The sequence below is a fragment of the Delftia sp. DT-2 genome (assembly GCF_028401915.1).
Taxonomy (GTDB): domain Bacteria; phylum Pseudomonadota; class Gammaproteobacteria; order Burkholderiales; family Burkholderiaceae_C; genus Comamonas; species Comamonas tsuruhatensis.
This window is the reverse complement of the sequence record NZ_JAQOTI010000008.1, coordinates 100578-122746: the sequence shown is the minus strand read 5'-3', so window position 1 is coordinate 122746 and position 22169 is coordinate 100578. Positions and strand designations below refer to the sequence as shown.

At 69.6% G+C, this 22169-nt stretch carries 21 protein-coding genes; 11 read left to right on the top strand and 10 right to left on the bottom strand.

The features are described 5' to 3' along the window. Positions 1–76: 76 nt before the first annotated feature. From PO605_RS15815 to PO605_RS15805, 3 genes are all read right to left on the bottom strand, one after another. The gene (locus PO605_RS15815) at positions 77–1585 is read right to left on the bottom strand and encodes a class I adenylate-forming enzyme family protein (protein ID WP_047473182.1); all 1509 of its coding nucleotides are present in this window, start codon (positions 1583–1585) and stop codon (positions 77–79) included. Between the two features lie 14 nt (positions 1586–1599). After that, the gene (locus tag PO605_RS15810; RefSeq protein ID WP_016450253.1) at positions 1600–2598 is read right to left on the bottom strand and encodes a Bug family tripartite tricarboxylate transporter substrate binding protein; all 999 of its coding nucleotides are present in this window, start codon (positions 2596–2598) and stop codon (positions 1600–1602) included. A gap of 155 nt (positions 2599–2753) precedes the next feature. Beyond that, complete coding sequence (locus PO605_RS15805) at positions 2754–3749, bottom strand: LysR family transcriptional regulator (protein WP_442874723.1); 996 nt, start codon at positions 3747–3749, stop codon at positions 2754–2756. A 99-nt stretch (positions 3750–3848) separates the two neighbouring features. On the opposite strand from PO605_RS15805, the gene PO605_RS15800 reads away from it, so the two are divergent. The 3 genes from PO605_RS15800 (at position 3849) to PO605_RS15790 (ending at position 7164) form a co-directional block, all read left to right on the top strand. Further along, entirely contained in the window at positions 3849–5072 is a 1224-nt protein-coding gene (locus tag PO605_RS15800; protein ID WP_197065203.1) for a CaiB/BaiF CoA transferase family protein, read from the top strand. A gap of 68 nt (positions 5073–5140) precedes the next feature. After that, positions 5141–6160: an NADPH:quinone oxidoreductase family protein gene (locus PO605_RS15795; protein WP_047474924.1), complete on the top strand. Its 1020-nt coding sequence runs from the start codon at positions 5141–5143 to the stop codon at positions 6158–6160. Continuing rightward, positions 6157–7164: a Bug family tripartite tricarboxylate transporter substrate binding protein gene (locus tag PO605_RS15790; RefSeq protein WP_034397674.1), complete on the top strand. Its 1008-nt coding sequence runs from the start codon at positions 6157–6159 to the stop codon at positions 7162–7164. Before PO605_RS15795 ends, PO605_RS15790 begins: the two co-directional genes overlap by 4 nt. 11 nt (positions 7165–7175) lie before the next feature. On the opposite strand, the gene PO605_RS15785 is transcribed toward PO605_RS15790, so the two are convergent. The 6 genes from PO605_RS15785 to PO605_RS15760 all read right to left on the bottom strand — a co-directional run bounded on the left by PO605_RS15785 (position 7176) and on the right by PO605_RS15760 (position 12780). Beyond that, positions 7176–7391, bottom strand: coding sequence for a hypothetical protein (locus PO605_RS15785; RefSeq protein WP_047474923.1), 216 nt, complete (start codon positions 7389–7391; stop codon positions 7176–7178). A gap of 10 nt (positions 7392–7401) precedes the next feature. After that, on the bottom strand, positions 7402–8610 hold the full coding sequence (locus tag PO605_RS15780) for an acetyl-CoA C-acetyltransferase (RefSeq protein ID WP_013800084.1): 1209 nt from the start codon (positions 8608–8610) through the stop codon (positions 7402–7404). A 43-nt stretch (positions 8611–8653) separates the two neighbouring features. After that, the gene (locus PO605_RS15775; RefSeq protein WP_272206619.1) at positions 8654–9955 is read right to left on the bottom strand and encodes an acetyl-CoA hydrolase/transferase family protein; all 1302 of its coding nucleotides are present in this window, start codon (positions 9953–9955) and stop codon (positions 8654–8656) included. Beyond that, on the bottom strand, positions 9952–10749 hold the full coding sequence (locus PO605_RS15770; protein WP_012202133.1) for an enoyl-CoA hydratase/isomerase family protein: 798 nt from the start codon (positions 10747–10749) through the stop codon (positions 9952–9954). The genes PO605_RS15775 and PO605_RS15770 overlap by 4 nt, the downstream gene beginning before the upstream one ends. Before the next feature lie 50 nt (positions 10750–10799). Next, positions 10800–11693, bottom strand: a complete 894-nt coding sequence (locus PO605_RS15765; protein ID WP_016452188.1) for a MaoC family dehydratase — start codon at positions 11691–11693, stop codon at positions 10800–10802. 169 nt (positions 11694–11862) lie between these two features. Continuing rightward, positions 11863–12780, bottom strand: coding sequence for an SDR family NAD(P)-dependent oxidoreductase (locus tag PO605_RS15760; protein ID WP_016452187.1), 918 nt, complete (start codon positions 12778–12780; stop codon positions 11863–11865). 207 nt (positions 12781–12987) lie between these two features. On the opposite strand from PO605_RS15760, the gene PO605_RS15755 reads away from it, so the two are divergent. The 8 genes from PO605_RS15755 to PO605_RS15720 all read left to right on the top strand — a co-directional run bounded on the left by PO605_RS15755 (position 12988) and on the right by PO605_RS15720 (position 21651). Then, positions 12988–13893, top strand: coding sequence for an FAS1-like dehydratase domain-containing protein (locus PO605_RS15755; RefSeq protein WP_272206618.1), 906 nt, complete (start codon positions 12988–12990; stop codon positions 13891–13893). Between the two features lie 39 nt (positions 13894–13932). Continuing rightward, complete coding sequence (locus tag PO605_RS15750) at positions 13933–15099, top strand: acyl-CoA dehydrogenase family protein (RefSeq protein ID WP_272206617.1); 1167 nt, start codon at positions 13933–13935, stop codon at positions 15097–15099. 11 nt (positions 15100–15110) lie between these two features. Further along, positions 15111–16313, top strand: coding sequence for a CaiB/BaiF CoA transferase family protein (locus PO605_RS15745; RefSeq protein WP_047470720.1), 1203 nt, complete (start codon positions 15111–15113; stop codon positions 16311–16313). 39 nt (positions 16314–16352) lie between these two features. Beyond that, positions 16353–17717, top strand: coding sequence for an MmgE/PrpD family protein (locus PO605_RS15740; protein ID WP_047470718.1), 1365 nt, complete (start codon positions 16353–16355; stop codon positions 17715–17717). 91 nt (positions 17718–17808) lie between these two features. After that, positions 17809–18816 carry a tripartite tricarboxylate transporter substrate binding protein BugD gene (locus PO605_RS15735; protein ID WP_017406883.1) on the top strand — a complete coding sequence of 336 codons (1008 nt, stop codon included), beginning with the start codon at positions 17809–17811 and terminating at the stop codon, positions 18814–18816. 23 nt (positions 18817–18839) lie between these two features. After that, positions 18840–19712: an HpcH/HpaI aldolase/citrate lyase family protein gene (locus PO605_RS15730; RefSeq protein WP_047470715.1), complete on the top strand. Its 873-nt coding sequence runs from the start codon at positions 18840–18842 to the stop codon at positions 19710–19712. A 187-nt stretch (positions 19713–19899) separates the two neighbouring features. Further along, complete coding sequence (locus PO605_RS15725; protein ID WP_334313810.1) at positions 19900–20967, top strand: Bug family tripartite tricarboxylate transporter substrate binding protein; 1068 nt, start codon at positions 19900–19902, stop codon at positions 20965–20967. 138 nt (positions 20968–21105) lie between these two features. Further along, positions 21106–21651 (top strand): hypothetical protein, encoded by a 546-nt coding sequence (locus PO605_RS15720; RefSeq protein WP_012202143.1) that lies wholly within the window; start codon positions 21106–21108, stop codon positions 21649–21651. Positions 21652–21699: 48 nt separating this feature from the next. Here PO605_RS15720 and PO605_RS15715 read toward each other — a convergent pair whose 3' ends face one another. Next, positions 21700–22152: a PaaI family thioesterase gene (locus tag PO605_RS15715; RefSeq protein WP_017406880.1), complete on the bottom strand. Its 453-nt coding sequence runs from the start codon at positions 22150–22152 to the stop codon at positions 21700–21702. Positions 22153–22169: the final 17 nt, after the last annotated feature.

Below are 22169 nucleotides of genomic sequence, written 5' to 3'. Positions count from 1 at the left end.
TCGGGATTCAGGGCAGGGAGGGTGAAAGGTTGCACCGGCAGTGGCACCGGCGCAACGATTCAGCGGGCGTGTTGGCTCAAGCGCGCAGCGCCTGTTCCTGCAGCAGGCGCTTGAGCACCTTGCCGTTGGGGCTGGTGGGCAGCTCGGCCAGGGGCACGATGCGGGCGGGCAGCTTGTAGGGCGCCAGCCGTTCTCGCAGGTGGGCACGCGCGGCAGCGTTGTCCAGCGTGGCGCCGGGCTGCAGTTCGACGAAGGCGATGACCTCCTCGTTGCCATCGGTTTCGGGGCGGCCGACCACGGCGCTGCGCTGCACGCCGGGCAGCTCGTTGAGCGCCAGTTCCACCTCGGCCGGATACACGTTGAAGCCCGAGCGGATGATCATTTCCTTGAGCCGCCCCACCACGAAGAGCGCGCCGTCGGCATGCAGCTCGCCCAGGTCGCCGCTGGCGTACCAGCCGCCCTCGCGCATCACGGCGGCCGTGGCCTGGTCATCGCGGAAGTAGCCGTGCATCAGGCCGCGCCCGCGTATCCACAGCTCGCCGCGCTCGCCCACCGGCAGGGGCCGGCCCGTGGCCGGGTCCACGGCGCGCACCTCGGCGCCTTCCACCACGTAGCCGGCGCTGGTGTCGGGCCGCTGCTCGCCCTGTCGCGTGAGGTGGACCGACCCTGCGTATTCCGACAGGCCGTAGCCATGGTGCAGCGCCTGGCCGAAGGCGGCCTCCACGCGTTTCTTGAGCGTCAGGTCCAGCGGGCCTGCGCCTGTGTAGACATAGCGCAGCGCCGGCGCCTGAGGGTGTGCAATGCCCTGCTCCTGCAGATGGGCCAGCAGGCGCGCGTACAGCGCAGGCGGCCCCTGCAGTTGCGAGATGCCGTGGCGCGCCAGCGCATCCAGCAGGTCGGCCGGGTCGAACTGCGGGCGCATCACCATCTGCGCGCCCGCATGCAGCGAGGCCAGCAGCACCGTGCCCAGCCCGAAGATATGGGTCATGGGCACGAAGGCGTAGCTGCGGTCCTGCGGACCCAGCCCGCGCGATGTGGCCGAGACGCGCGCGAACAGCGTCAGCGCGTCATGTCCCACCATCACGCCCTTGGGCGTGCCCGTGGTGCCCGAGGTGAAGATCAGCGCCGCCACCTCGTCCTGCAGCGCGCCGGATTCGGCCACCGCCTCAGCGCGCACGGGGCTGTGCTGCATGCCGGCCAGGGCCGAGTCGCCTGCGCCAAAGCGCCGCGCGTGGCCGCTGGCGCTGTCCGATGCGGCCGAGGTGAAATACACCACGCGCGCATCGGCCTTGGCCGCAAAGGCATCGATCTCGCCGGGCGCCATGCGTGCGTTCACGCCGCAGGACCAGGCGCCCACGCGGCTGCAGGCCAGGATCAGCGCCGCATGCTCGGGGCAGTTCTCGGCCACGACCAGCACGCGGTCGCCGGGCCGCACCTGCAGCGCGCGCAGCTCGGCCTCGGCCGTGTCCGCCAGCGCGCCCAGGTCGGCAAAGCTCAGACTGCTGCCGTCGGGCAGGTGGATGAAGGGACGCTGCGGCGCTTCGGCCAGCCAGCGGTCCAGCAGATGGTGTATTCGTTGACTCATGCTCCGCGTATCCCTCAGTCCACCACAATGCCTTGCGTGACGGTGGCCCACATGGCGCGCTCCTTGGCACCGCGCTCGGCCAGTTTCTGGGGTGCGCCGGTCCACTCTTCGTAGCCCAGTTCCTTGAGGCGCTTGCGCAGCTCCGGCTGGGCCAGGGCGGCGTTGATGGACTTGTTCAGGCGGGCCACGAGTTCGGGCGACATGCCCTTGGGCCCATAGACGCCATACCAGCCGCCCACGTCGAAGCCCTTGAGGCCTTCGATGCCGGACTCGGCAAAGGTGGGCACATCGGGCAGGGACGCATTGCGCTGCGGCGAGGTGACGGCGATGGCCCGCACCTTGCCGCCCTGGATGTAGCTGCTGGCGGTGCTGATGATGTCCAGCATCATGCTCAGCTGGCCGCCGATCACGTCGGTCATGGCCGGTGCGTTTCCCTTGTAGGGGATGTGGTTCATCTCGATGCCGCTGCGCCGCGCGAACAGCAGCGCGCCCAGGTGGTTGGAGCCGCCCACGCCGGCCGAGCCGTAGTTGAGCTTTTGCGGATGGGCCTTGGCATAGGCCACGAGCTCGGCCGTGGTCCTGTAGGGCTCGTTGTTGTTGACCACCAGCACGTTGTAGTAGCTGAGCACGGGCGCCACGGGCGTGAGGTCACGGGCCGGGTCGAAGGACATCTTGCTCATCACGTTGGGGCTGATGGTGATGGTAGGGCTGGCCGCGAACCACAGCGTGAGGCCGTCGGGCCTGGCGCGCACGACCTCGCTGCCTGCCATGGTGGCGTTGGCGCCGGGCTTGTTCTCCACCACCACCGAGGCACCCAGCTCCTTGGTCAGCGCCACGCTGAGCAGGCGGGCGCCCTGGTCCACGGGGCCACCGGCCGAGTAGCCCACGATGAGGCGCACGGGCTGCGCGTCCTGCGCGGCGGCGGGGAGGGTGGCCAGGGCGGTCACCAGGGACGCCAGAAGCGGGGCATGGGCCAGGGTGGCCAGGGCCTTGCGGCGGTGTTGGGCGGGCATGTGCATGTCTCCTGCAAAAGATGAATGAAGCGCTGCCGTGGTCTGCACGGCGGCGCGCCCGGTCTGCGCCGGACATGCAGGCAATGGTGCGCAGGCGGGCGCGTCTTGGGAATCTGCTTTTGCCTAAGCCGGGGTTTGCCGGCTGTTAGGACGTCCTAGGAAGACAGGTCCGCGCCCGCCTCCTCGGTGCCCGCCTGCCAGCTGGGCGCGGCGGTGACGATGGCCTCGCGCAGGAACTGCTGGAAGGCGCGGGCCGCCATGGTGGGCTGGCGGTCGGGCATGCGCACCAGGTACATGGCATTGCCCAGGCCGGAGAACACCACCTGGTCCAGCACGGCCACCAGGGTGCCGCCGGCCAGCGCGGCCGAGGTCACGTAGTCCGGGAGCAGGGCCAGGCCCAGGCCGTCCAGCACGGCGTCGTACAGCAGGCGGTAGTCGCCCGATTGCAGCGAGGGCAGCACATCGAGGGCAGCGGCGACGCCATCGTCGCCGCTACCGGCCAGCCAGGCCAGCCTGCCGCCCATGGCCAGCGGCAGGATGAGGCGGGCCTGCAGCAGGTCGGCAGGCGCGCGCAGGGGCCGGCCCAGCGACTGCTCCAGCGCCTGCAGGCAGGCGGGCGTGGCCACGAAGTTCCAGCGCACATCGCACAGCCGTGTGGCCACCAGATCATCCAGCGGCGCGGAGGTGATCTGCACCGCCAGATCGACCTTGGAGGCCACGAGGTCGGCCATCTGGTCGTTGATCAGCAGGCGCAGGCGGATGTCGGGATGCTCGCGGCAAAAGCCCAGGATCAGCGGCTTGAGATAGAAATGCCCGAAGCCGGTGGGCACGCGCACGCCCACCTCGCCGCTCACGGTGGAGCGCAACTGGTGGATGGCATCGCGGGCGCGCTGCAGCTCCTCCATCATGGCCAGGCAGCGCCGGTACAGCAGCTGGCCAGCCTGGGTGAGCTCCACATTGCGCGTGGTGCGGCGCAGCAGCTGCGCGCCCATCTCGGTCTCCAGCGCACGCAGCCGGCGCGAGACGTTGGAGCGCGTCATGCCGCCGCGCTCGGCCGCCCGCGTGAGGGCTTTGGCCTCGGCGATGTCGATGAAGACGCGGCACAGGTTCAGGTCCATCTCGGCATTCTTTGCAGGGCCGGGGCCGGCCATTGTTGATCGGGAGTCACCAGGCCTGGCCTGCTGGCGAGGATTGTGGCGCCAGCCCTGCCTCCCTAGCATGGAGGAAACCATGGCGAAAGGCCGCAGACCGTGAACCAAGAAGCTTTGCAAACCGCGCCGCCGGCGCCCCTGGCGCACTACCGTGTGCTCGATCTGAGCCAGGGCGTGGCCGGCCCCTACTGCACCCACCTGCTGTCGCGCCAGGGCGCCGAGGTGATCAAGGTCGATCCGCCCGAAGGCGACTGGGCGCGCCACGTGGGCATCTCGCGCGATGGGCACAGCAGCCTGTCGGCCACCTACAACGCGGGCAAGCGCAGCATTGCCGTCGATGCGCGCCAGGCCCAGGGGCGCGCGCTGCTGCTGCGGCTGGCGCGCGAGGCCGACATCGTGGTGCAGAACTTCCGCCCCCAGGTCGTGCAGCGCATGGGCGTGGACTACGACAGCCTGCGCGCGGCCGGCCTGGACCCGGTGTACGTCTCCATCAGCGGCTACGGACCCACGGGGCCGTATGCCGACCGGCCCGCCACCGACTCCGTCATGCAGGCCGACACGGGACTGATGACCAGCAACCGCGACGCGCAGGGCCAGCCCCAGCGCGTGGGCCTGCTGCTGGCCGACATCGCGGCCGGTGTCTACGCCGCACAGGCCTGCACGGCGGCCCTGCTGGGCAAGGCGCGCAGCGGGCGCGGGCGCCATGTGGAGCTGAACTTGTTCGAGGTCTGCTGCGCCCTGCAATCCACGGTGCTGGCCGAAGACGCGCTGCGCGGCGGCCTGCCCGCCGAAGGCGTGAGCGCCCCCAACGGCGTGTTCGCCACGGCCGATGGCTTCATCACCGTGCTGGCCCTGAACAACGACCAGTTCGAGCGGCTGTGCCGCGCGCTGGACCTGCCGCACTGGCTGCAGGACGCGCGCTTTGCCTCCAATGCGGGCCGCATGGCCCACCGCCATGTCCTGCATGCCGGGCTGCAGGCCTTGCTGGCGCAGCAGCCGCGCGCCCACTGGGAGCAGCGCCTGGCAGCGCAGGGCGCCCTGCATGCGGGCGTGCGCACGCTGGCCGACGTGGTGGCGCATCCCCAGGCCGTGCACCGCGCATCGTTCGCCACGCTGGCGCAGCCCGGGTTCGGGCCGCTGCTGTATGCGGCTTCACCCTGGCCGGCAGACGCAGCAGCCTGCGGTGCATCCCTTGGCGCCGCGCCGCGCACGGGCGAGCACACGCGCCAGATCCTGGCCGAGGCCGGCTGCACGCCGCAGGAGATGGAGCAATGGATGGCCAGCGGCGTGGTGCACGAGTGCGCGCAGGAGGTCATGGCATGAGCGCTTCCATATCCACGTTCACACCCACCTCTCCGGACACATACCCGGACACCTGCCCGGACACCTCAATGCAGGCCCTGGTCTGCCATCAATTCGGCGCGCCGCACGAGGTGGTCAGCCTGCAGTCCATGGATCGGCCCGGCCAGCCCCTGGGCGCGCACCAGGCGCGGATTGCCGTGGCCTACGCCAACGTCAGCCACGCCACGGGCCTGCTGATCGAGGGCCGCTACCAGCGGCGCCCGCCGCTGCCCTTCGTGCCCGGCACCGAAGGCGTGGGGCGCGTGCTGGAATGCGGCAGCGCGGTGCAGCACCTGCAGCCCGGCGATGCCGTGGCCTTCATTGCCGACTGGGGTGCCTTTGCGCAGGAAACGGTGGTGGATGCGTCCACCGTCTACCGCCTGCCTGCGGGCATGCCCTGGCTGCAGGCCCTGCCCATTGCCCTGTCCTACGGCACGGCCTACACGGCCCTGCACTGGCGCGCGCGCCTGCAGGAAGGCGATGTGGTGCTGGTGCTGGGCGCCGGTTCGGGCGTGGGCGCTGCGGCGGTGGAAGTGGCCCGGCAGACGCCCGGCGTGCAGGTCATCGCCTGCGCCAGCACCGAGGCCAAGCGCGCCGATGCGCTGCGCCGTGGCGCGCACCAGGCAGTCACCCCGCAGGACCTGGCCGCCCAGGTCAAGCAGGCCACGCAGGGCCGGGGCGCCTCCCTGGTCTTCGACCCCGTGGGGGGCGATCTCTTGCTGCAGGCACTGCGCGCGGCCGCGCAGAACGCGCAGCTGCTGAGCGTGGGCTTCGCCAGCGGCGCCATTCCCGCCGTGCCCATGAACCTGGCCCTGGTCAAGAACCTCACGCTGCACGGCTTCTTCTACGGCCGCTACATCGGCTGGACGCCGGCCGATGAGCGCCAGGCCTTCGCGGCGCAGCTGCAGCCCGTCATTGCCACGCTGCTCGACTGGGCGGCCCGGGGATGCATCGATCCCCAGGTCAGCCAGGTCTTCGCCATGCATGAACTGCCGGCTGCGCTGGATGCGCTGCACGGCCGCAATGTGACCGGCAAGCTCGCACTCGCCATTCAAGGAGACAAGGTATGACAACGCAACGCACAGGCCCCGCGCTTTCCCGCCGCACCCTGCTGGGCGCCGCTGCGGCGCTGGCCGCATGGAGAACGGCGGGCGCGCAGCCATCCGCCGGGGCCCAGGGCTATCCCAAGGCGCCCATCCGCGTCGTCGTGCCCTATCCACCCGGCGGGCCTACCGACGTGGTCGGGCGCGTGGTCACCACGCGGCTGGGCGAGGCGCTGGGCCAGCCGCTGGTCGTGGACAACAAGGCCGGCGCCAGCGGCATGGTCGGCGCGGCCCTGGTGGCCAAGGCGCCGGCCGACGGCTACACGCTGCTGGTCAACGCCTCCATCCACGTCATCAACCCCTACGTCTATGCCAGCGCGCCCTACGACGCCTTCCGCGATTTCGAGCCGGTCACGCAGCTGGTCGATGTGCCGCTGGTGCTGGTCGTGGGCAGCCAGCTTCCGGTGCGCAATGTGCAGGAGCTGATCGCCTGGGCCAAGGCCCATCCCGGGCAGGTGAACTTCGGCTCGGCCGGCAATGCCTCGTCACAGCACCTGTCGGGCGAGCTGTTCCGCCTGAAGACCGGCGCGCAGATGCAGCATGTGCCCTACAAGGGCAGCTCGCCGGCCCTGACCGACCTGATGGGCGGGCAGATCCAGCTCATGTTCGACTCCATGCCCTCGGCCATGCCCTTCATCGCCTCGGGCCGGCTGCGTGCGCTGGCCGTCACCTCGGCCAGTCGCTCGCCCTCCCTGCCCGATGTGCCCACCATGGAAGAGGCCGGCATGCCCGGCTTTCGCACCAGCACCTGGTACGGACTGTGGGCGCCGAAGAACACGCCCCAGGACGTGGTGCAGAAACTGTGGACCGAGTCCCGCCGCGTGCTTGCCGAACCCCAGATCGCCGCGCAATACCGCCGCCTGGGCGCCGAGCCCGTGGGCTCCACGCCCGCCGAGTTCGCGCGCTACATCCAGGCCGAGGCCCGCAAGTGGGAAGAGATCGTGAAGGCGTCGGGGGCGCGGGCGGATTGAGGAGGCCGCCGTCAGGCACCAGCCTTGATTCGGCTGGCTGCCTGCCTTCCCAGATCCGCGATAAAGAGGTCAAAGTCTTCATCCGGCACGTCAATGTAGTGACCCGAGGCGACATCCGCCCACCCCCGCATAGCCGCTTGCCGTAGCGTTTCCAGCTTGGTCGCTTGGGTCTGAGCTTCAACGATTCGATGTTGTTGCTGGCTCAGATTCACTGGACGTGTCGACATGACGGGTTCCTCACACCCGCTCGAACACCGCCGCAATCCCCTGGCCGCCGCCGATGCACATGGTCTCCAGCCCATAGCGGCCCTTGCGGCGCTCCAGCTCGTGCAGCAGGGTGGCCAGGATGCGCACGCCGGTGGCGCCTATGGGGTGGCCCAGGGAGATGCCGGAGCCGTTGACGTTGAGCTTGTGGTCTATGGCGCCCTGGTCGTTCCACTCCCAGCCCTTGAGCACGGACAGCACCTGGCAGGCAAAGGCTTCGTTGAGTTCGACCAGGTCCATCTGGTCCAGCGTGAGGTTCAGGCGCGCCAGCAGTTTCTTGACGGCGGGCACGGGGCCTATGCCCATGTGCGAGGGCTCGCAGCCTGCGGCGGCCCAGCCCACCAGGGTGGCCATGGGGGTGAGGCCCAGCTCGGCCAGCCTGTCCTCGGCCACGATCAGGCAGGCGGCGCTGGCGTCGTTTTGCTGGCTGGCGTTGCCGGCCGTGACCGTTCCATTGGGCATGAGCACGCGCAGCTTGCCCATGCTGTCGGTGGTGGCGTCGGCGCGAAAGCCTTCGTCGCGCGTGAACAGCACGGGGTCGCCCTTGCGCTGGGGCACCTTGACGGGGACGATCTCGTCGGCGAAGCGGCCCGCCTCCCAGGCGGCGGCGGCGCGCTGGTGGCTGCGCACGGCATAGGCGTCGGCTGCCTCGCGGCTGATGCCGTAGTCGCGCGCCAGGTTCTCGGCGGTCTCGATCATTCCCGAGATCTTGCCGAAGCGCTCCACGGGCTGGGAGCGCTCGCGGCCGCGGTCCAGCCGGTCGTAGAAGCGCACATTGCCCGAGCGCGCGCCCCAGCGCATGTCGGTGCTGTAGTACTCGATGTTGCTCATGCTCTCCACGCCGCCTGCGATCACCACGTCGGCGGCGCCGCTTTGCACCATCATGGCCGCCGTGGCCACGGCCTGCAGGCCGCCGCCGCAGCGCCGGTCCAGCTGCATGCCCGGCACCGTCACCGGCAGGCCGGCCTGCAGCGCGGCCCAGCGGCCCACGCAGGGCGTCTCGCTGCTGGCGTAGGACTGGGCGAAGACCACGTCGTCGATGCGTGCGGGGTCGATGCCGCTTTTCTCGACCACGGCGCGCACCGTGGTGGCGGCCAGTTCCTCGACCGATACCGGCCGCAGGCTGCCGCCGAAGGTGCCCACGGGCGTGCGAAGGGGGGTGACGATGGCGGCTCTGCGCATGGTGTTGTCTCCTTGGGAATCAGTCGATCAGTGGATCAGTGGATCAGGAAAAGGCTGCGCCGCATTGGCGCAGCAGGGTATGTGCCTGTTGTTCCAGGTCGGCGCGGTGCTCCGGCGCCGCGATGTCGATCAGCCGTTTCACGCGGCGCGACAGCGTCTGGCCGCGCAGGTCGGCCACGCCGTGTTCGGTGACGATGAGGCCGGCGTCGCTGCGCGGCGTGCTGACGGGGCCGGACAGCCGCGCAACGATGCGCGTGGCCCCCCTGGCCGTGGCGGGCAGGGCGATGATGGGCAGGCCGCCGCGGCTGCGTGCCGCGCCGCGCAGAAAGTCCACGGCGCCGCCCACGGCGCCCACGTAGACGCCGCCTGCCACCTCGGAGTTGATCTGGCCCGTGAGGTCCACCTCCACCGCCGAATTGATGGCAGCCAGCCGGTGGCTGGCGGCCAGCACCTCGGGGTCGTGCGTGTAGCGCGTCTCGCGCAGTTGCAGGGCGGGGTTGCGGTGGGCCCAGCGCCTGAGCGATTCGCCGCCCATGAGGATGCCGCCGATGCCCACGCCGCGGTCCTGGCTCTTGCGCGCGTGGGTCAGCACGCCGGCTTCGGCCAGGGCTGCAATGCCGTCGCCCACGGCGCCGCTGTGCAGGCCCAGGTCGCGGTGGCCGTGCAGGGCGGCGAGCACGGCCTCGGGCAGGTTGCCCACGCCCACCTGCAGCGTGGCGCCGTCTTCGATGAGGGCGGCCACATGGCCGGCAATGGCCTGCTCGGCAGGGCCGGGCGCGCTGCGCGCCTGGCCCAGCGGAGGGTGTTCGGCATCGACCAGCAGGGCGAAGTCGCCGGCCTGCAGGTGCAGGCTGCCGTGCGTCCACGGAATGGCGGGGTTGACCTCGCCGATCAGCACGCGCGCCTTGCGTATGGCGGCCGGCAGGTATTCATGGACCAGGCCCAGGCTGTAGCGGCCTTGTGCATCGGGTGGCGAGACCTGGAGCAGCACCACGTCGGCAGGCAGCAGGCCCTCGTCGATCAGGCCGGGCAGGTGGGAGTAGTGGCTGGGCAGGATGTCCAGCACTCCGGCCTGCGCCAGCGCGCGGTGGGGGCCGCCGGCCGCGTAGCCGAAGAAGTCGATGGCGTCGGCATGCGCCGGTTGCAGGGTGTCCGATGCGCCCATGCCCACGAAGACGCGCAGCCGGCCCTGGCCACCGTGCCGGGCCAGTGCATGGCGCTGCGCGACCACGGCGCGCGTGAGCGTCAGAGGCTCGGCCGTGGCCTGGCCCCACCACAGGGTGTCGCCGGGGCGGATCAGGGCCTGCAGCCTTTCTTGCAGGGCGTCCGGCGACAGCACGCTCATGGCGCGCGGTCCCAGTCGAAGCGCGTGGGCTGCTTGTCCTTGAAGCGCTGCACCGCCTCCTGGTGGTAGTCGGAGCCACGGCACATCGTCTGGGCATAGGCTTCCAGCTCGGCCATGGCGCGTGCGTCCAGCTCGAAGGCCTGGTTCATGGCCGTCTTGGCCATGCCGATGGCGGCTGTGGATGCCTCGCCGAAGCGCCGCGCCAGTGCCACGGCGGCGGCCTGCAGGGCCTCGCCGTCTTCCACGATCTCGTAGACCATGCCCAGCGACCTGGCTTCCTCGGCCTGCACGGTGCGCGCGGTGAAGACCAGCTCCTTGGCCTTTTGCAGGCCCACGATGCGCGGCAGCATGTGCATGGCGCCCAGGTCGGGCACCAGGCCGATGCGGCCGAACACGGCGCAGAACTTCGCGCGCCGCGTGCACAGCACGAAGTCGGCGGCCAGCGCCAGGCTCAGGCCCGCGCCGAAGGCCGGGCCGTCCACGGCGGCGATCACGGGTTTTTCGAGGTTGACCAGCTCGGGAAACCACTGGTGCAGGCTGCGCATGCGCTGGCGCCAGGGCAGGCCGGCCTGGCTGGCATCCATCATCTGGCTGATGTCGCCGCCCGAGCAGAAGGCGCCGCCCGCGCCCGTGAGGATGACGGTGTGCACCTGCGCGTCATCGCGCATCTGCGCCACGGCGGCGGCCAGGGCCGGGCGCATGGCCTGGTTGAGCGCGTTGCGGGCCTCGGGCCGGTTCAGCGTGATCGTGCCTATGCCGTCCTGGACGGAGGTCAATACGGGGGAGGTGTTCATGGGAACTCCAGGGCAGGGGAAGGAGCGGCCTCTTGCGAGGCCGCCGTGCATCAGGCGAGTTCGGCGTAGCCGTGGCTGAGCACGATCTTGTCGCGTTCCAGCACGCGGGCGCGCAGTTGCAGCTGGCAGGGCTGGTCGGGCGTGCGCCAGATCTCGGTGACCAGGGTCTCCCCGGGATAGACGGGCGCGGTGAAGCGCACATCCAGTGCCTTCAGGCGCGCGGGATTGCGGTCGCCGCATTGGCGCAGCACGGCATGGGCCACCAGGCCGTAGCTGGCCAGGCCATGCAGGATGGGCCGCTCGAAGCCGGCCTTGCGCGCCACGGCCGGGTCGGCATGCAGCGGGTTGTAGTCGCCCATCAGGCGGTACAGCAGCGCGGCCTCGGGGCGTATGGCCTGGGTGTCGGTGAAGTCGGGCGCGCGGTCCTCCGGCGTGGGGCGCAGCGGCGCCAGGGGCGCGTCGCTGGGCTGGCCGCCGTCCAGCAGGCTGTAGCCGCCATCGCCGCGCAGAAAGCTGACCTGCTGCACGGTGGCCAGCAGCTCGCCGCCGGTGGTCTCCAGGCGCCGCTCGGTGACCATGATGGCGCCCTTGCCCTCACCCTTGTCCGTCAGGTGCGTGATGCGGTTGTGGCCCACCACGTCGGCGCTGGCCGGCAGCGGGCGGTGCAGCCGCATGCGCTGCTCGCCATGCAGCAGCTTCACCCAGTCGATGCCCGTATCGGCCTCGCGCGCCCAGAAGCCCGGGTAGCCCAGCACCACGGCCTGCGAGGGCAGGGCGCGCAGCCCGCCCGGCGCCCCTTCGTAGAAAAAGGGCAGGGCGTCGGCGCACAGCGGATCGCTGCCCAGGCCCAGGCTCAATGCATAGAGCATGGTGTCGCGCTCGCCATAGTGCTGGCGCACGGGCTCGAAGGGGCGCTGTTTCAGGTGCTGATAGCTGATGGCCATCACGGTTCCTCTCAGTGTTTGATTGCGCTGGCGCGCTTCAACCCTCGCAACTGGCGCGGCCCGACTCAGGGACACCGAGGAAGGGCCGCCCCGCACCGAGGGTGTCGTCCCCCTCCCTCGCGAAGCGAGTAGAGAGGGGGAAGGCGCATAGCGCCTCAGGGGGTGTCGTTCAAACAGGATCCCAGCTGAACACGTCGGCGGACCGGTCCAGCGGCACGAACGATGCCTTGAGCGCCGGCATGCCGTGCTCGGCAATGAACTGGGGCGACCAGCCCTCGCTGCGGTGCACCGAGCGCAGCGGGCGCGGCTGGCTCATGACGAAGATCTCGTTGTTGCGCACGGCGAAGACCTGGGCGTTCACGTCGCGGGCCGCGTCGGACAGCAGGTAGACGGCCAGCGGGGCGATCTTGTTGGGCGTCATCTGCTGGATCTTGGCCACGCGCGCCTGCTGCTCGGGCGTGTCGGTGGGGATGGAGCCGATCATGCGGCTCCAGGCGAACGGCGCGATGCAGTTGGAGCGCACGTTGAACTTCTGCATGTCCAGCGCAATGGACTTGGACAGGGCCGTCAGCCCCAGCTTGGCGGCGCTGTAGTTGGCCTGGCCCAGGTTGCCGATCAGGCCCGAGGTCGAGGTCATGTGCACGAAGGCGCCGCTTTCCTGCTCCTTGAAATGGTTGGCGGCCGCGCGGCTCATGTAGTAGCTGCCGTACAGGTGGACCTTGATGACGGCGTCCCACTCGTCCAGGCTCATCTTGTGGAAGAACCGGTCGCGCAGGATGCCGGCGTTGTTGACCACGCCGTCGATGCGGCCGAAGCTGTCCACGGCGCACTGCACGATGCGGCCCGCGCTGGCGGCCTCGGCCACGCTGTCGGTGTTGGCCACGGCCTGGCCGCCTGCGGCCTTGATCTCATCGACCACCTTCTGCGCCGGGCCGGCGTCCGTGCCCTCGCCCGTGGTGGAGGTGCCTATGTCGTTGACCACCACCTTGGCGCCCTCGGCCGCCATGGCCAGCGCCATGTCGCGCCCGATGCCGCCGCCGGCACCCGTCACCACCACTACCTTGTCCTGCATCATTTTCTGCGCCATGGCCTGTCGTCCCCGTTCAGTGTTCGTTGGAAAGAAGTCGGGACCAAGGATGCCGGCAAACGCCGCACCGCGCCATTCGCCAATCACAAGGGCGGACTTCGCGGGAATGAAAGCAGGGGCGGGCAGGCCGCGCCGGCCCAGCCTTCAGCGCGGCCAAAGGCTTGCTTAAGAAAACGCGGATTGCGGGCCGCCGCGCTTGCACCGACCATGGCGGCCATGACAGACAAGCAAGCTACCGACACCCTCGACGCCGCCGCGCTGGCGCACCTTCAGTCCTGGCAGGGCCGCAGCGAAACCCTGGCAGACAGCATCACGGCCGCGCCCGTGGCCGCGCTGTCGGCCACGCTGGACCGGGAAGACCCTGAGCCCGCCGACGGCACGGCGCTGCCGCCGCTGTGGCACTGGATGTACTTCCTGCCCCATGCACGCCAAAGCGAGCTCGGCCCCGACGGCCACCCGCGCCGTGGCGGCTTTCTGCCGCCCGTGCCGCTGCCGCGCCGCATGTGGGCCGGCGGGCGCCTGCGCTGGGAGGCAGGCAACGCGCTGAAGGTGGGCCAGAAGGTGCAGCGCCGCTCCACCATCGGCTCGGTCCGCCACAAGAGCGGCCGCTCGGGCGAGCTGCTGTTCGTGCTGGTCGAGCATGCCTACAGCAACGACCAGGGCCTGGCGCTGACCGAGGAGCACGACATCGTCTACCGCGCCGCTGCCCAGCCCGGCGATCCCGCGCCCACGCCCCAGAAGCCGCCGCTGGACGGCCAGCAAACCTGGTCGCGCACCATCGTTCCCGACGACGTGCTGCTGTTCCGCTACTCGGCCCTGACCTTCAACGGCCACCGCATCCACTACGACCGCCGCTACGTCACGGGCGTGGAGGGCTATCCGGGCCTGATCGTGCACGGCCCGCTGATCGCCACCCTGCTGCTGGACCTGCTGCGCCGCGAGCTGCCCCAGGCGCGCGTGCTGTCCTTCGAGTTCAAGGCCGTGCGCCCCACCTTCGACCTGCATGCCTTCAGCGTGCACGGCAAGCCTTCTGCGGACGGCAAGACCGTGCAGCTGTGGGCACAGGACCACGAGGGCTGGCTGACCATGACCGGCACGGCCACCCTGGCCTGAACCCCCGGATTCCCCCGAATTCCCAGCCTTGAGACCACCATGATCGAACAAACGCTTTCCAACAATTTCCCCGAAATCCGCGACGCCATCCGTGCGCTGTGCGCCGAGTTCCCTGACGAGTATTTCCGCAAGATCGACGAGCAGCGCGCCTATCCCGAGACCTTCGTGGACGCGCTGACCAAGGCCGGCTGGCTGGCCGCGCTGATACCGCAGGAGTACGGCGGCTCGGGCCTGGGCCTGACCGAGGCCAGCGTGATCATGGAAGAGATCAACCGCTGCGGCGGCAACTCGGGCGCCTGCCACGGCCAGATGTACAACATGGGCACGCTGCTGCGCCACGGCTCGCACGCGCAAAAGGAGAAGTACCTGCCGCGCATCGCCTCGGGCGAATGGCGCCTGCAGTCCATGGGCGTGACCGAGCCCACCACGGGCACGGACACCACCAAGATCAAGACCAGCGCCGTCAAGAAGGATGGCCGCTACGTGGTCAACGGCCAGAAGGTCTGGATCAGCCGCGTGCAGCACAGCGACTGGATGATCCTGCTGGCGCGCACCACGCCGCTGGCCGAGGTGAAGAAAAAGAGCGAGGGCATGTCCATCTTCATGGTGGACCTGGCCGAGGCGCAAAAGAGCGGCCTGACCGTGCGCCCCATCCCCAACATGGTCAACCACGAGACCAACGAGCTGTTCTTCGAGAACCTGGAAATCCCCGAGGAGAACCTGATCGGCGAGGAAGGCAAGGGCTTCAAGTACATCCTGGACGGCCTCAATGCCGAGCGCACGCTGATTGCGGCCGAATGCATTGGCGACGGCTACTGGTTCCTGGACCGCGTGACCAACTACGTGCGCGACCGCAACGTGTTCGGCCGCCCCATCGGCCAGAACCAGGGCGTGCAGTTCCCCATTGCCGATGCCTTCATCGAGGTCGAGGCCGCCAACCTCATGCGCTGGAAGGCCTGCGAGATGTTCGACGCCAACCAGGCCATGGGCGCCCAGGCCAACATGGCCAAGTACCTGGCGGCCAAGGCCAGCTGGGAGGCGGCCAATGCCTGCATCCAGTTCCACGGCGGCTTCGGCTTTGCCTGCGAATACGACGTGGAGCGCAAGTTCCGCGATACGCGCCTGTACCAGGTGGCGCCGATCTCCACGAACCTGATCTATTCCTACGTGGCCGAGCACATCCTCGGTCTCCCCCGCTCGTTCTGAAGGCACTGCGCATGACTCAGCAACGCTTGAGGCCCCTGGACGGCACCACCGTCGTCTCGCTGGAACATGCGGTGGCCGCACCGTTTTGCACGCGCCAGCTGGCCGACCTGGGCGCGCGCGTGATCAAGGTCGAGCGGCCCGGCAGCGGCGACTTTGCGCGCGGCTATGACCAGCGCGTGCAGGGCCAGTCCTCGCACTTCACCTGGATCAACCGCAGCAAGCAGAGCCTGGCGCTGGACCTCAAGCAGGACGAGGCCATGCAGGCGCTGCTGCAGCTGCTGGAGGGTGCCGACGTGCTGGTGCAGAACCTGGCGCCCGGCGCGGCCGCGCGCATGGGCCTGTCCTATGCGGCGCTGCGCGAGCGCTTTCCGCGCCTCATCGTCTGCGACATCAGCGGCTACGGCGCTGACGGCCCCTACCGCGACAAGAAGGCCTACGACCTGCTGATCCAGAGCGAGGCGGGCTTTCTCTCGGTCACGGGCACGCCCGAGGTGCCGTCCAAGGCCGGCATCTCGGTGGCCGACATCGCGGCCGGCATGTATGCGTACACCAATATCCTGTCGGCCCTGCTGCTGCGCGGGCGCACGGGCGAGGGCAGCCACATCGACGTGTCCATGCTGGAGGCGCTGGGCGAGTGGATGGGTTATCCCATGTACTACGCCTTCGACGGCGCGCCGCCGCCGCCGCGCACCGGCGCCTCGCACGCCAGCATCTATCCCTACGGGCCGTTCGAGGCCGGTGACGGCGGGACGGTGATGCTGGGCCTGCAAAACGAACGCGAGTGGAAGCTCTTTTGCGAACAGGTGCTGCTGCAGCCCGCGCTGGCCACGGATGCGCGCTTTGACAGCAATGCGCGCCGCAACGCCAACCGCGAGGAGCTGCGCGCGCTGATCCTGGGCGTGTTCAACGCGCTCGATGCTGCCCAGGTCGTGCAGCGTCTGGATGCGGCCGGCATTGCCAATGCGCGCGTCAACGACATGGCCGGCCTGTGGGCCCATCCGCAGCTGGCCGCACGCCAGCGCTGGTGCAGCGTGGACACGCCGGCCGGTCCGGTGCAAGCGCTGCTGCCGCCCGGCGCCAACAGCGCCTTCGACTACCGCATGGAGGCCGTGCCCGCCGTGGGCGAGCACAGCGCCGCCATCCTGGCCGAGCTGGGCTGGAGCGCAGAGCGCATCCAGGCTTTGTGCACGCAGTCTGGAAAACCCACTCCCTGAAACCTGGGCGCATGCGCAGAATGCGCCGGAGACCCCCTCATGAAACATGATCCGCAAGTGAGCATCCATCCGCTGGCCCAGTTCGCCGCCACGCTGCGCTGGGACGACGTTCCCGCCGCCGTGCAGCAGCGCGCCGAAGACCTCTGGGTGGACTGGTTCGGCTCCGTGCTGGCAGGCCAGGGCGCGCGCCCCGTGCAGAGCATCACGCGCTTCGCGCTGTCCCAGGGACTGGCCGGCGGCCCCAGCGAGGTGCTGGGCCAGGACGCCGCCACTTCGCCCATGATGGCTGCCCTGGCCAATGCCGCAGCCTCGCATGTGGCCGAGCAGGACGATGTGCACAACGGCTCGGTCTTCCACCCCGCGGCCGTGGTCTTCCCGCCCGCGCTGGCGGTGGCGCAGAGCATCGGCGCCAGCGGCGCCGAACTCATGGCCGCCTGCGTGGCCGGCTACGAGGTTGGCATCCGCGTGGGCGAGTTCCTGGGCCGCAGCCACTACCGCATCTTCCACACCACGGCCACGGCCGGCACCCTGGCTGCAGCCGCTGCCGTGGGCCGGCTGCTGGGGCTCACGCCCGCGCAGATGCAGCATGCCTTCGGCTCGGCCGGCACGCAGTCGGCAGGGCTGTGGGAATTCCTGCGCACCGCGGCCGACAGCAAGCAGCTGCACACGGCCCATGCGGCCGCGGCGGGCCTGATGTCGGCCTACCTGGCCAAGGACGGATTCACCGGTGCGCAGGACATCTTCACCGGGCCGCAGGGCCTGGCGGCAGGCATGTCCACGGATGCAGATCCCACGCGCCTCACGGACGGCCTGGGCACGCGCTGGGCCACGGCCGAGACCTCGTTCAAATGGCATGCCTCCTGCCGCCACACGCACCCGGCTGCCGACGCGCTGCTGCAGGTCATGCAGGACCACGGCCTGGCCCCCGCCGACCTGGCGCAGGTTACCTGCCACGTGCACCAGGGCGCCATCGACGTGCTGGGCCCCGTGGTCGATCCCGGTACGGTGCACCAGAGCAAGTTCTCCATGGGCACGGTGCTGGCGCTGGCCGCGCGCCACGGCCATGCGGGCCTGGATGAGTTCGACAACGAATACCTGGCCGCCACCACCGTGGCCCTGCGCGAGAAGGTGGGCATGGTGCTGGACCCCGAGGTCGATGCCGCCTACCCGCAGCGCTGGATCGGCAAGGTCACCGTGCTCACCACCGATGGCCGCACGCTGCACGGCCGCGTGGAAGAGCCCAAGGGCGATCCGGGCAACACGCTGTCGCGCGAGGAGATCACGGCCAAGGCGCTGCGGCTGATCGCCTATGGCGGTGCCCTGCAGGACGACCCCGCCCAGGCCGCTGTAGCGCGGCTGTGGCAGATCGCGCACTGGCCGCGCGTGCAGCGCCTGCTTGACTGAGTTTTCGCGCCGGCCCCGGCCGGCGAATCCATGGGAAAGGCGCCACCACAGAGCGCCTCCCGCTTCCACCCAAGTGCACAGGAGACAAACCATGCAACGCACCACTTCTTTCCGCCGCCGCCTCGTTTACGCAGCGGCCGCCGCCTGCGCCCTTGCCGCCGGCGGGACGACCACCGGCGCCCTGGCCGCGGCCTGGCCCGACAAGCCCGTCGTCCTCGTCGTGCCCTACAGCGCTGGCGGCCCCACCGATGTGGTGGCGCGCCTGCTGGCCGTGCCCATGGGCCAGGTGCTGGGCCAGAGCGTGCTGGTCGAGAACACCGTGGGAGCGGGCGGCACCATTGCGCCCAACCGCGTGGCCAAGGCCAAGGCCGACGGCTACACCATCCTCATCCACCACATGGGCATGGCCACGGCGCCTGCGCTGTACAAGAAGCTGCCCTATGACCCGCTCAAGGACTTCGAGTACATCGGCCAGGTGCTGGACGTGCCCATGACCCTGCTGTCGCGCAAGGACTTCCCGGCCAACAACTTTGCCGAGCTGCTGGACTACGTGAAGAAGAACCAGGAGAAGGTCTCGCTGGCCAATGCCGGCATCGGCGCCGTCTCCCAGCTGTGCGGCATGCTGTTCATGCACCAGGCGGGCGTCAAGCTCACCACCGTGCCCTACAAGGGCGCAGGCCCGGCCATGAACGACCTCATGGGCGGCCAGGTGGACCTGCTGTGCGACCAGACCACGCAGACCGTGCCCGTTATCAAGGACGGCCAGCGCGCCAAGGTCTTCGGCGTGACCACGCCCAAGCGCCTGTCCTCGCTGCCCGACATCCCCACGCTGGACGAGCAGGGCCTCAAGGGCTTCGACGTCAAGGTCTGGCACGGCATGTACGCGCCCAAGGGCACGCCCAAGGAGGTGGTCATGGCCATCAACAAGGCGCTGAACGTGGCCATCAAGGACGAGAACGTCAAAAAGCGCATCGCCGAACTCAGCTCCGACCTGGTCACGCCCGACAAGGCCACGCCGGAAGGCCTGCGCACCCACCTGCAGGCCGAGGTGGCGCGCTGGGACAAGGTCATCAAGGCCGCAGGCGTCTCGGCCGAATAAACCGCTCTCCCAAGGACATCCGCATGCACGATCTGGCGCGACAGGCCACTTCCTTTCTCTTCGTCCCCGCCACGCGGCCCGAGCGCCTGGGCAAGGCCCTGGACAGCGGCGCCGACATGGTCATCGCCGACTGGGAGGACGCCGTGGCCCCGGCCGACAAGGACGGCGCCCGCCAGGCGCTGGCCCAGGCCGTGGGTGCGCTGGAAGGCCCGGCCCGTGCCCGCCTGCTGGTGCGCATCAACGCCGAAGGCACGCCCTGGCATGCGGATGACCTGCGCGCGCTGGCGCAGCTGGTGGAGCAGGGCGTGGCCGGCGCCATGGTCTCCAAGGCCGAGCGCGCCCAGACCCTGCATGCGGTGGCCCAGGCTGCGGGCGCACGGGCAGCCGTGCTGCCCCTCATCGAAAGCGTGGCCGGCCTGGACGCGGCCGACGCCCTGGCTGCCGCGCCCCAGGTGGTGCGCCTGGCCTTCGGCCACCTGGACTTCCAGGTCGATGCGGGCATGGCCTGCGACCAGGGCGAGGAAGAATTGCTGCCCATGCGCATGGCCCTGGTCCTGGCCTCGCGCCGCGCCGGCATCGGCGCGGCCGTTGACGGCGTGACGGTGGACACGCGCAACCCCGAGCGGCTGGCCCAGGACGCGGCACGCGCGCGGCGCATGGGCTTTGGCGGCAAGCTGTGCATCCACCCGGCCCAGGTGCAGCCCCTGCACGCCGTCTTCGACCCCGATGCAGCGGCCGTGGCCCACGCGCAGCGCCTGCGCCAGGCCCTGGCCGAGGCCGGAGGCGGCGTCTGCGTGCTGGACGGCCGCATGGTCGATGCGCCCGTGCTCAAGCAGGCCGAACAGGTGCTGCTGCGCCATGCCTGGGCGCAACAGAGATCTGCAGCACGATCTTGATGAGAATGAGACTGAAAGGCCGTTTTGCACTCAGAGTTTTCTGATTCTGGTGCAAGCAGTCCAATGATTTCCCTGATGGTGAATCCATCTGCCTCGAATACGCTTGGCCAACTCGATTGATTTCGAGACGGCGGTTTCTTGATCCGGTGTCTCCACCCATGGGGGCACCCAGGCAAAGGAGCGTGTGATGGCAGTGATCTCGGGGACGGCATCGAACAGCGGATTCAACGGCCAATTGAATGACCGACTTGAAGACCGAATGGATAACCGATTGAATCGGCGCCAGGCGCTGGCCCTGGCGGCCGGCGCCGTGGCGGCAGGGCCCGCCAGCGTGCTGGCGCAGGCCGGCTTTGCCACACGGCCCGTGCGCATCGTCGTGCCCTTTGCGGCGGGCGGCGCCACCGACGTGATTGCGCGCATCCTGGGCGAGCGCATGGCCCAGCAGCTGGGCCAGACCGTGGTGGTGGACAACAAGCCCGGTGCGGCCGGACTGATCGGCGGCGAAATGGTGGTCCGCTCCGCGCCCGACGGGCTCACCCTGCTGCTGGGCACCACCTCCACCATGCTCACCAACAAATACCTCTACAAGAAGACCGCCTACGACCCGCTGACCGACCTCACGCCCCTGTCGCGCGTGTGCATGGCGCCCATCGCCCTGGTGGTCACGGCCGACGTGCCCGCCACCAACCTGCGCGAATTCATGGCCTGGGCCCAGGCCAACGCGGGCAAGCTCTCTTATGGCTCCTACGGCATAGGCTCGCACGGCCACCTGGCCTGCGCCGTGCTCAGCGACATGGCCGGTGCCGGCATGGCGCATGCAGCCTACCGGGGCGAGGCGCTGATGGTGCAGGACATGCTGGGCGGACGCATCCCCATCGGCATGGGCAGCCTGCTCACGCTCAAGCCCCATATCGATGCAGGCAAGCTGCGCGCCCTGGCCGTCACCGGCACGCGCCGCGTGCCCCTGCTGCCCGAGGTACCCACCTTTGCCGAGGCCGGCTACCGCCACGAGGCCATGGAACTGTCCGGCTGGCTGGCCATCGCCGGCCCCAGGGGCCTGCCGGCCGACCTCACGCGGCAATGGGGCGAGATCTCCAACCGCGCCGTGGCCAGCCGCGAAGGCACGGCCCGCATCATCGCGGCCGGTTTCGTTCCCGTGGATGACGACACGCCCCAGCGCTTCGGCAAGGCCTGGGCGCAAGAGGCTCCGGTCTGGGGGCGGCTGCTGCAGTCGGCGGGGGTGCAACCCGGTTGATGGCGCACAGCGGCCCTGGTTGCCCAAGGCTGCACTCATGCCCTGTGCTGTAATCGCCCCTCCTCAGGCGGCCCCGGTGGTGCAATGCCATGACGGGACAGCCCGTGGTTTCTCAAACATTCAAGAGAGGGTATTACCGTGAGTGCATTGGTCATCAAGGCCTGGAAAGCCAGCGAGCAACCCATAGACGACAAGGGCAACCACATTGCCATCACAGGCCGCGAAGGCGGCCTGGTCGCCTGGATCCTGTCCAAGGTCAACATCGATCCCACCACCACCATCCGCGTGGGCAGCGAGCGCCTGGAGTTCAGCAGCGCCTCGCTGTCGGGCACCCAGTCGCGCCTGATCCCGCTGCAGGGCATCTGCTCCACCTACTACGGCTATCACAAGCCCTGGAAGACGGCGCTGGGCATCGGTGCCCTGTCGCTGTTCATGGGCGGGTCGATGATGGCCCAGAGCTTCTTTGCAGGCCTGGTGGTCATGCTGATCGGCTGGGGCATCGCCGCCGTCATCTACTTCCTGAACCGCACCCTGACGCTGGGCTTCATCGAGAACAGCGGCGCAGTCAACGGCATCCAGTTCAAGCGCTCGGTGATCGAGAACATCGACATCACCCAGGAGCAGGCCAGGCAGGTCTGCGAACTGATGCAAAAGCTGATCGAGGCCAAGGAAAAGCGGCTCTGACGACGCGGCGGCACGCAAGTGCCATCCGGCGCCGCTCGTGCCCTGCGCTCAGGCCTGTGCCGGGCTGCGCGCCATCAGCTTGAAGGTGCCGGTGGCCAGGGCCACCAGGGTGCCGTCCTCGGAACGCACTTCGCCGCGCGCGAAGCTGATGGAGCGGCCGCGCCGCTCGCAGTGGGCGGTGGCGATGAGATCGCCGCTGCCGGCCGAGACGTAGTGCAGCGTGAGATCGATGGTGGCCACGCCGAAGGCTGTGGGGTCATGCGAGCGGCAGGCCGAGGCCAGGGCGCAGTCCAGCAGCGAGGCGATGGCGCCGCCGTGCACGTCGCCGCGGCTGTTGGCCTGGTCCGGTTGAAAGCCCATGCGGATCTGGGCGCGGTCATCGCCGATGCGTTCACCGCTGAGCTTCATGGCGCGGGCCATGGGCATGGGCAGGCCGAAGAGGATGCCGGGCGCCTCGCCTTCGAAGGGGTTGGCCGGGTGGTCTTTGATGGGTGTGTTCATGCGGGCAATCATCGCAT